Source organism: Streptococcus sp. NLN76 (assembly GCF_015686645.1).
GTDB lineage: Bacteria > Bacillota > Bacilli > Lactobacillales > Streptococcaceae > Streptococcus.
The window spans coordinates 1-1,132 of sequence record NZ_JADPMS010000097.1 but is presented as its reverse complement, the minus strand read 5'-3'; the positions used below and the strand labels follow the sequence as shown (position 1 = coordinate 1,132).

Below are 1,132 nucleotides of genomic sequence, written 5' to 3'. Positions count from 1 at the left end.
GAACTGGTTTTGTTGTTGAAAGAACGTATGTTTTGCCGTCTTTTTCAATTTCAGCTGGTTTCGTACCTTGGTAAGCTTCACCAATTGGGCTGTCTTCTGGTTTAACCACTGTTGGATCTTTAAGTTCTTCTTCTGTACCTTCAATCACGTAGCGAGCGTTAACTTCGCCACCGACTTGTTGGTAAACATAAGTAACTTCTGTTGTCCCTTCGACAACTTTACCTTCTTCATTACCTTCTGTACGTTCTGGAACAAGTTTGTATTTCTTGCCTTCCGGTGTTTCGATAACTTCTGGTTTATTGTCTTTTGTATCATACGGAGTATCAACATCTGAAGATGGAGTATCTTCTACATCTTCTTTAATCGTGTTGCCATCCGTATCTTTATAGTGGACAATGACATTACCCTTAGGTTCTTCTTTCAAGACATATTGATAAACAATGGTTTGTTTACCTTCTTTAACTTCACCAGTTTCTGGAGCATCTCCTTCATTTGAACGAACTGGTTTTGTTGTGGAAAGAACATAGGTCTTACCATCTTTAACAATCTCTGCTGGTTTCGTACCTTGATAAGCTTCACCAATTGGGCTGTCTTCTGGCTTAACAACTGTTGGATTTTGAAGTTCTGTTTCTGTCCCTTCAATCACGTAACGAGCGTTTACTTCGCCACCGACTTGTTGGTATACATAAGTTACTTCTGTTGTTCCTTCGACAACTTTACCTTCTTCATTACCTTCTGTACGTTCTGGAACAAGTTTGTATTTCTTGCCTTCCGGTGTTTCGATAACTTCTGGTTTATTGTCTTTTGTATCATACGGAGTATCAACATCTGAAGATGGAGTATCTTCTACATCTTCTTTAATCGTGTTGCCATCCGTATCTTTATAGTGGACAATGACATTACCCTTAGGCTCTTCTTTCAAGACATATTGATAAACAATGGTTTGTTTACCTTCTTTAACTTCACCAGTTTCTGGAGCATCTCCTTGATTGTCACGAACTGGTTGTGTTGTGGAAAGAACATAGGTCTTACCATCTTTAACAATCTCTGCTGGTTTCGTACCTTGATAAGCTTCACCAATTGGGCTGTCTTCTGGCTTAACAACTGTTGGATTTTGAAGTTCTGTTTCTGT

Annotated in this window: 1 protein-coding gene; it reads right to left on the bottom strand. The window is 39.0% G+C overall.

Going from position 1 to position 1,132, the window contains the following annotated elements; all coding sequences use genetic code 11:
* Nucleotides 1-1,132: MucBP domain-containing protein (locus I1A59_RS09430; RefSeq protein ID WP_196092488.1), on the bottom strand; the 1,132-nt coding region annotated here is incomplete at both ends.